This window comes from Tenacibaculum geojense, from assembly GCF_042676005.1.
Taxonomy (GTDB): Bacteria; Bacteroidota; Bacteroidia; order Flavobacteriales; family Flavobacteriaceae; genus Polaribacter; species Polaribacter geojense.
This window is the reverse complement of the sequence record NZ_JBHTJR010000017.1, coordinates 140759-148816: the sequence shown is the minus strand read 5'-3', so window position 1 is coordinate 148816 and position 8058 is coordinate 140759. Positions and strand designations below refer to the sequence as shown.

Below are 8058 nucleotides of genomic sequence, written 5' to 3'. Positions count from 1 at the left end.
CTTTTTCTTGCGTAAACTGTTATTCATAAAATAAGTCTTATTGGTGTAAACTTATTTTAGGACGGGACAGCATAAAATAAAAAAGCGTTCGATAACTCGAACGCTTTTTTTTTGAAGTAGTGTCACAAATCAAAAAGAATAATGTCTTTATTATAAATGTAAAACTCATAAACCAATGAAACATATTATAACAACATTAGCTATTTGTTTTGTAAGCTTTCAAACTTTTGCTCAAAAAACAGTATCTGCCACTAAAATTTTAAAAGATGTTAAAGCTGGTATAGATGTACAAGTAACCAATGCTACTATTGATGGTATCTTAGACCTCACCTACATGAATGAAGCTATTGCTAAATTACCAAAAAGAAAAAAATGGTGGAATAACGGAGGATCTAATACTGTTGAAAAACAAATAACAGGAAAATTAATTTTTAAGAATTGTATTTTTAAAGATGATGTGCTAGCTTACATACCTGACGAAACAAGTGGATATACGTTTATTGCTAATTTTGAAGAAGATGTAAGCTTTACCAATTGTACGTTTGAAAGAAAATCAATGTTTAAATACTCTGTATTTGAAAAAAATGCTGATTATAGCAATGCAAAATTTAAAGATGATAGTACCTTTAAATATGCTAAATTTGAGAGAAATAGTAGTTTTGAAAATGTAATTTTTAAAGAACCATCAACTTTTAAATATAGTAAGTTTGATAGGTTTGTAAGCTTTGCTAACGCTATTTTTAGTGATTCTGCTATTTTTAAATACGCAGAGTTTAACAACGGAGTTTCTTTTAATAACACTAAATTTAAAGAAGATTTAAATATTAAGTACACCAAAGTACGAGGAGAATTTGATATTCAAAACATGGATGTTGCTTATGAAATTGATTCTAAATACACCAAAATAAACGGAGATAGTTTTAGTAAATATTTAATTAAAAATAAATAAATCACTAAATCGTATCAAAACTTAAAAACTCATTGTTAACTTCTTAACAATGAGTTTTTTTGGTTATATATAAAAACAACGTATATTTGTAAGTGATTACTCACTATTAAATGACAAAAAAAGAATTATTAGTAGATACTGCTCTAGAATTATTTGCCCAAGAAGGCTTTAACGCAACATCAACAAGTAAAATTGCCAAACAAGCACAAGTATCAGAGGGGTTAATATTTAGACATTTTGGAAGTAAAAAAGGGTTATTAAAAGCCATTATTGGAGATATAGAAATAAAAATAAACGAATTATTCGCTCCTATTTTTGAACTTAAAGATCCTAAAAGAGTATTATTAGAAACACTTAAACTTCCTTTTGCTATAGAAAAGTCTTCATATAACTATTGGAGACTTCAGTTTAAATTAAAATGGGAAGATAATTACGATTCTAAGAATAAAACTGATGCTTTACTATCTAAACTTACAATCACATTTACCCAATTAAATTACAAGCAACCTGAATTAGAAGCACAATTGGTAGTGCATATATTAGATGCTATTGCTTCAGATTTATTAAAAGGTAATCTAGAAAAAACAACTAATTATCAACAATTTTTAATACAAAAATACGGTCTTATATAATGAAAAAAACAGCCTTAATAACAGGAGCTAGTAGTGGAATTGGTAAAGAATTTGCTAAAATTCATGCTGCAAATGGGGGAAATTTAGTGATAGTTGCCAGAAGTATCGATAAATTAAACAAACTAAAAATAACATTAGAAAAAGAATACAACTGTAATGTTTATGTTATTCAAAAAGATTTAATACTACCCAATGCAACTTTAGAGATATATAAAGAAATTAATGAAAATAATATTAAAATTGATTATTTAATAAACAATGCTGGATTTGGTGGAGTTGGACAATTTAATGAACGTAATTTAGAGAGTGATTTAAATATGATTCAATTAAACATAACTGCTTTAACTGCCTTAACTCACCATTTTTTAAAAGATTTTATTAAAAATAACGATGGTAAAATTTTAAACGTTTCATCAACAGCAAGTTTAATGCCTGGACCATTACAAGCGGTATACTTTGCTACTAAAGCCTACGTAACATCTTTTAGTAATGCAATTGCTGAAGAATTAAGTAATACCAATATTACCGTTTCCAATCTTATGCCTGGTGCTACTGAAACAGATTTTGGAAAAATTTCCGGTATGGATAAGACATCAATGTTTAAACAAACTGCTAATGCGCATCAAGTTGCTAAAGCTGGTTATAATGCTATGTTAAAAGGTAAATTAGACATTATTTCTGGTTTAACCTTTTCTCAAAAAATAATGATGGCTTTCATAAAGTTTTTACCCAAAAAAATGGTATTAAAACAAATTAAAAACATGCAAAAAACAAATTAACATGTATAAATTATCTCCAAAAATATGTCATCTTAAAAGTAAGACTTTAGTTGGAATTTCAACAAAAATGAGTGTTTTAAATAATAAAACAGCGCAATTATGGGGACAATTTGGTCCAAAAATAATTAAAGTTGAAAACAAATGTAATTCTGATAAAATATCACTTCAAATTTATCCTGATAACTATTTTAAAGCTTTTAGCCCAACAACTGAATTTACAAAATGGGCTTGTGTAGAAGTATCTTCAATAAAAAATTTACCTAAAAATTGTGGGCAATTAATAGTACAGGCAGGAGATTATGCTGTTTTTAATTACAAGGGTTCTAGTCAAAATACTCAAATTTTTGAAGATATATTTACAAAATGGCTTCCTAACTCTGAATATCTTATAGACAATAGACCGCATTTTGAAATTTTGGGTGATAAATACAAAAACAATGATGCAGATTCAGAAGAAGAAATCTGGATTCCTATAAAAAAGAAAATCCGCAGTTAATTACTGCGGATTATTTTATTCAAAACTTGGTTGTTTACTGGCTTTTTTACTTCCTTCGTACAATTCGTATTTTACAAATCTACAATCTAAATCAGCATTTTTAATTGGTATTCTTCTTGAGGTTCTTAAACCTACAAATTTTAAAGCTTGTATATCAGAGGTAATTAACCATGCTGTTGAATTACTATAATTATGTTTTAACGTATCTCCAATACTCCTATAAAATTCTTTAACATCAATATTTAATCGTTCTCCATAAGGTGGATTAAACAAAATGGTTGTTCTACCAAATACTTCTTTTTTAGAGTTGAAAAAATTAACATGATGCACACCAATAAATTCTTCTAAATTAGCATTGATGATATTTTGTCTTGCTTTTTTAACAGCCGAAGGCGCTTTATCAAACCCCATTATTTTAAAATGAGAGCTTTTAATTTTCTTTAATAATGAATCTTGAATAATAAAATATAAATCCTCGTCATAATCTTTCCAATTTTCAAAAGCAAAATGCTTTCTATTAATATTGGCCGGAATATTATTAGCTATCATGGCTGCTTCAATTAAAATTGTACCAGAACCACACATTGGATCTATAAAGTTTTCATCACCTTTGTAACCAGATAATAAAATTAATCCAGCCGCTAAAACTTCATTAATTGGAGCTATATTGGTAGCGCTTCTATACCCTCTTTTATGCAATGATTGGCCTGAACTATCTAATGATATAGTTAACCACTCTTTATGAATATGCACATGTACTTTTACATCAGGATATTTTAAATCTACATTGGGTCTTTTATTAAACTTATGTGTAAAATAATCTGCAATAGCATCTTTAGATTTTAAAGCGATATAATGCGAGTTTGTGGTAAAGTTTCTAGAATTAACTACCGCATCAATAGCAAAAGTACCATCAACATCTAAAAATCGATCCCATTTTACACGTTGAATAGCTTCATATAAATCTTCTTCATCAAAAATTTTGCTACGTTTTATAGGTTTTAAAATTCTGATAGCAGTACGCAACGCTATATTAGCTTTGTATAAAAAACCTTTATCACCTCTAAACTCAACGCTTCTTACCCCCTCTTTTACCTCTCTAGCTCCTAGTTTACGTAGTTCATCAGCTAAAACACCTTCTAAGCCTGCTATGGTGGTAGCCACCATTTTAAAATCTTTATCCATTAAATACATTTAAGGTTACAAAAATACATTTAAAATCAATTATAAATCAATAAATCATTTGGTGTTTAAAAAACTGTAAGTTTTTGGTACTTTTGCCGTCAATTAGTACGTATGAAAACAACAGACTGGTTTACTTCATGGTTTAATACACCATACTACCACATTTTATATAAGCATAGAAATGATGCCGATGCGCAATTATTTATGCAAAACTTGGTTTCTTTTTTAAAGTTGCCAAAAACAGCACATATTGCCGATTTACCTTGCGGAAAAGGTAGGCATGCTATTTACTTAAACTCTCTAGGTTATCAGGTTACGGGAGGAGATTTAAGTGAAAACAGTATTGCGCACGCAAAAAAGTATGAAAACGAAACACTTTCTTTTGAAGTTTGGGATATGAGAAATCCTTTAGAAAATACCTATGACGCTGTTTTTAACCTTTTCACTAGTTTTGGTTATTTTGATGACAAACAAGACGACTTAATGGTGCTAAAAGGTATGAAAAAAGGGTTGAAAAAGAATGGGTATTTAGTTTTAGACTTTTTAAATGTTATAAAAACTAAAAATACGTTAGTTTCATCTGAAACAAAAGAAATAGACGGTATTACATTTCATATTTCAAGAGAAATTAAAGATGGGTTTATCCAAAAACACATACGTTTCAAAGCTGATAATGAAGATCATTCATACACCGAAAAAGTTAAATTCTTAGATAAAACCACCTTACATCAATATTTTGAGGAAGTAGGATTAAAAATTGTACATACTTTTGGTGATTATCATCTTAATGAATTTGACGCACAAGAATCTAATCGTTTAATTTTAATTGCACAATGATAAGTTACCTTCTTTTAATTGCTGCAGTTTTAATTGGCAGCTTATCAGTATTATGGATTAAACCAAGTACTATATTTACGCGATTATTGCTATCGTTTAGTGGGGCGTATTTATTATCTGTAACAGTATTACATTTATTACCAGATGTATATCAACACGAACCAAACACTAAAACCATTGGTGTTTTAATTTTGGTAGGAATTATAATTCAATCAATTTTAGAGTCTTTCTCTAAAGGTGCTGAACACGGTCATATACACTTGCATGGCAGTCCTAAAAAGTTTCCTTGGTTATTATTCTTTAGCTTAAGCATACATGCATTTTCAGAAGGATTACCTATTCATGGAGCAACTTCTAACCTGCTTTGGGCAGTTGTGGTTCATAAAATTCCAATTGCCATTGTTTTAACATCATTTTTTATCAATGCTAAATACAGTAAAAAAACAACCATAACTTTTATGATAGCTTTTGCATTGATGAGTCCATTAGGCTTTTATTTGGCAGATACCGTTACTTGGTTTACCAAAAACCATAATTATGTAACAGCCTTAATTATTGGAGTATTCTTACACATTTCAACAATTATTTTGTTTGAAAGTTCAGAAAACCACAAGTTTAATCTTAAAAAATTTACAGCAATTATATTAGGTATGCTATTAACTATTGCAACACTATAACTGCTCTCTATTTACCAAATCCATAGAAAAAGCAGGTAAACATACAGCTAAATACTCACAAGGTTCATCAAAAGGATTAGAATACTGTACACGTACATTTTTTTCTATTTTTATTGATTCTCCTGCTGATAAAACAACCGTATCACCATCAATAATAAATTGTTTTTTTCCTTTTATTATGTAAGTATATTCATCAAACTCTGGAGTTTGAAAAGGCTCACTCCACCCCGCAGGAGCAACCATATGTGCTATGCTTATATTAGGGTTTTTATCAGTTGCATTTCCAAAATGTTCTTCAATTAATTTACCATCTGTAGTTGGCACCACAAACGGACTGTTTTGAATGGTATATTTTTTTGACATTATATTATTTTTATTGATACACGAAAATACAAAATGGAATACTCTTTGACCTACATATAAGTATAAAATTAAAATAAGTAAAACATCTTATTTTAAGGCTAATTTTGCTACTTTTGTCGCGTTTTTCTCAATCAGTTTTTTTGAGAATGTGACAAACTGACACTTAACACAAATCAATGGAAGAAAAAAAATTTGATGTCAATTCCTTCATAGGAATGATTTTACTAGGGGGAATTTTAATTTGGTACATGAATACCAACAAACCTAAAGAAGAAAACCAACAAGCTACTACCACAACGCAAGTTACCGATAGTATTTCCAACACCAACAAGCTAGTAAACAACACTACCTTTGAAAATGACTCTTTAAAGCAAATTGCTTTTCAGAATAAATTAGGTGCTTTTGCTCAAAGTGGAATCAACGGTACTGAAGGAGAAACTGTAATTGAAAACGACTTAGTTAAATTATACATTAACAATAAAGGTGGTCAAATTACGAAAGCGGAATTAAAGAACTATAAAACGTACGATTCTCTTCCTGTTTACTTAATTAAAGACAAAAACGCATCATTTAATATTAATTTTGGTACAACTGATAATAGAATATTAAATACGAAAGATTTATTTTTTGAACCATCGTTAACTAAAAATGGAGAAAACTCAGTACTTTCTATGAAATTGAAAGTTTCTGATAATAAATTTTTAGAATACAGATATGAAATTAAACCTAATGATTATCGTGTAGGGTTTGCAATTCGTTCTCAAGGTTTAAATAATGTAATTAACAGCAGTCAGCAAATTAATTTAGATTGGAAACTTAAAGCTTACAGACATGAAAAAAGTATGCGTACAGAAAACATGTACTCGTACTACTACTACAAAGCTGATGGAGATGTTGAATATTTACAGATGAATGACGATGAAATTGCAAATGATGTTACTTGGGTAGCATTTAAACAACATTTCTTCTCTTCTATTTTATCTTCTAAAACAGCTTTAAATGATGCTAAACTAAAATCAGTTGATTTTGCTGGTGAAGATGTAGATAGTGTATATTTAAAAACATATGAGCTTTCTGCTCCTTTAGCATTAGAAAATGGTGAGTTAAATTATAACATGGAATGGTTTTATGGACCAACAGATTATAATTTATTAAAATCATATGAGGGAACTGATCTGAAAGAAATCTCTGATTTAGGATGGGGTATTTTTGGATTTTTAAACAGAACTGTTTTTTACCCAGTATTTAATGTACTTAAAGGGATTTTTGGCAACTATGGTTTAATCATTATTTTAATGACTATTGTAGTTCGAATCATATTATCTCCTGTGTTATATAAGTCGTACTTATCAAGTGCAAAGATGAAAGTGATTCGTCCAGAAATGGAAGAAATCAACAAAAAATACCCAGGATCTGAAAACACCATGAAGCGTCAGCAAGAAATTATGGCTGTTCAACGAAAAGCGGGTGTAAGTATGATGTCAGGATGTATACCAGCTCTTTTACAGATGCCTGTTTTCTTTGCCTTATTTAAGTTTTTCCCAACAAATATAGACTTTAGACAAAAAGCTTTTTTATGGACTAACGATTTATCATCTTATGATGTTATTGCTAAACTTCCATTTAAAATTCCATTTTATGGAGATCATATTAGTTTATTTCCAATTTTAGCTTCGGTTGCTATTTTCTTTTACATGAAAATGAATCAAAGTCAACAAGCAAACATGCAAGCTCCGGCACAAGAAGGAATGCCAGATATGAGTAAAATGATGAAGTACATGATTTATTTCTCTCCTATTATGATGTTATTCTTCTTCAATAACTATGCAAGTGGATTAAGTTTGTATTATTTTGTATCTAATTTATTAACAATTGCTATTATGCTTGTTATTAAAAATTACGTGATTGATGAAGATAAGATTCATGCTCAGATTGAAGAAAACAAAAAAAGACCTGAGAAAAAAAGCAAGTTCAGAGAGCGTTTAGATGCAGCAATGAAGCAAGCACAAGAACAACAAGAAGCTCAAAAAAAGGCGGCTAAAAATCGCAAAAAATAAACATACTATAATACTCTAAGGCCGCTAATTTAGCGGCCTTTTTACTTTAACACAGTTTTAACACTAACTGTTTAAACCATTAC

The 8058-nt window shown here is 29.3% G+C and carries 9 protein-coding genes; 7 read left to right on the top strand and 2 right to left on the bottom strand.

Annotated elements, in window-relative coordinates; all coding sequences use genetic code 11:
- The first annotated feature begins 175 nt into the window (after positions 1–175).
- The 4 genes from ACFQ1U_RS02990 (at position 176) to ACFQ1U_RS02975 (ending at position 2856) form a co-directional block, all read left to right on the top strand.
- Positions 176–949, top strand: coding sequence for a pentapeptide repeat-containing protein (locus tag ACFQ1U_RS02990; protein ID WP_386105158.1), 774 nt, complete (start codon positions 176–178; stop codon positions 947–949).
- A gap of 110 nt (positions 950–1059) precedes the next feature.
- Positions 1060–1581: a TetR/AcrR family transcriptional regulator gene (locus ACFQ1U_RS02985; RefSeq protein WP_386105156.1), complete on the top strand. Its 522-nt coding sequence runs from the start codon at positions 1060–1062 to the stop codon at positions 1579–1581.
- Complete coding sequence (locus ACFQ1U_RS02980; RefSeq protein ID WP_386105154.1) at positions 1581–2360, top strand: SDR family NAD(P)-dependent oxidoreductase; 780 nt, start codon at positions 1581–1583, stop codon at positions 2358–2360. Before ACFQ1U_RS02985 ends, ACFQ1U_RS02980 begins: the two co-directional genes overlap by 1 nt.
- 1 nt (position 2361) lies before the next feature.
- Entirely contained in the window at positions 2362–2856 is a 495-nt protein-coding gene (locus ACFQ1U_RS02975) for a GyrI-like domain-containing protein (RefSeq protein ID WP_386105152.1), read from the top strand.
- Between the two features lie 15 nt (positions 2857–2871).
- Here ACFQ1U_RS02975 and ACFQ1U_RS02970 read toward each other — a convergent pair whose 3' ends face one another.
- Positions 2872–4041 carry a THUMP domain-containing class I SAM-dependent RNA methyltransferase gene (locus tag ACFQ1U_RS02970; RefSeq protein ID WP_386105150.1) on the bottom strand — a complete coding sequence of 390 codons (1170 nt, stop codon included), beginning with the start codon at positions 4039–4041 and terminating at the stop codon, positions 2872–2874.
- A 111-nt stretch (positions 4042–4152) separates the two neighbouring features.
- On the opposite strand from ACFQ1U_RS02970, the gene ACFQ1U_RS02965 reads away from it, so the two are divergent.
- Positions 4153–4878: a class I SAM-dependent methyltransferase gene (locus ACFQ1U_RS02965; protein ID WP_386105148.1), complete on the top strand. Its 726-nt coding sequence runs from the start codon at positions 4153–4155 to the stop codon at positions 4876–4878.
- Positions 4878–5555 carry a ZIP family metal transporter gene (locus tag ACFQ1U_RS02960; RefSeq protein WP_386105162.1) on the top strand — a complete coding sequence of 226 codons (678 nt, stop codon included), beginning with the start codon at positions 4878–4880 and terminating at the stop codon, positions 5553–5555. The genes ACFQ1U_RS02965 and ACFQ1U_RS02960 overlap by 1 nt, the downstream gene beginning before the upstream one ends.
- On the opposite strand, the gene ACFQ1U_RS02955 is transcribed toward ACFQ1U_RS02960, so the two are convergent.
- Positions 5550–5918 carry a cupin domain-containing protein gene (locus ACFQ1U_RS02955; protein ID WP_386105146.1) on the bottom strand — a complete coding sequence of 123 codons (369 nt, stop codon included), beginning with the start codon at positions 5916–5918 and terminating at the stop codon, positions 5550–5552. The genes ACFQ1U_RS02960 and ACFQ1U_RS02955 overlap by 6 nt on opposite strands.
- Before the next feature lie 176 nt (positions 5919–6094).
- On the opposite strand from ACFQ1U_RS02955, the gene yidC reads away from it, so the two are divergent.
- Positions 6095–7975 carry a membrane protein insertase YidC gene (gene yidC, locus ACFQ1U_RS02950; RefSeq protein WP_386105144.1) on the top strand — a complete coding sequence of 627 codons (1881 nt, stop codon included), beginning with the start codon at positions 6095–6097 and terminating at the stop codon, positions 7973–7975.
- The last annotated feature ends 83 nt before the right edge of the window (positions 7976–8058 follow it).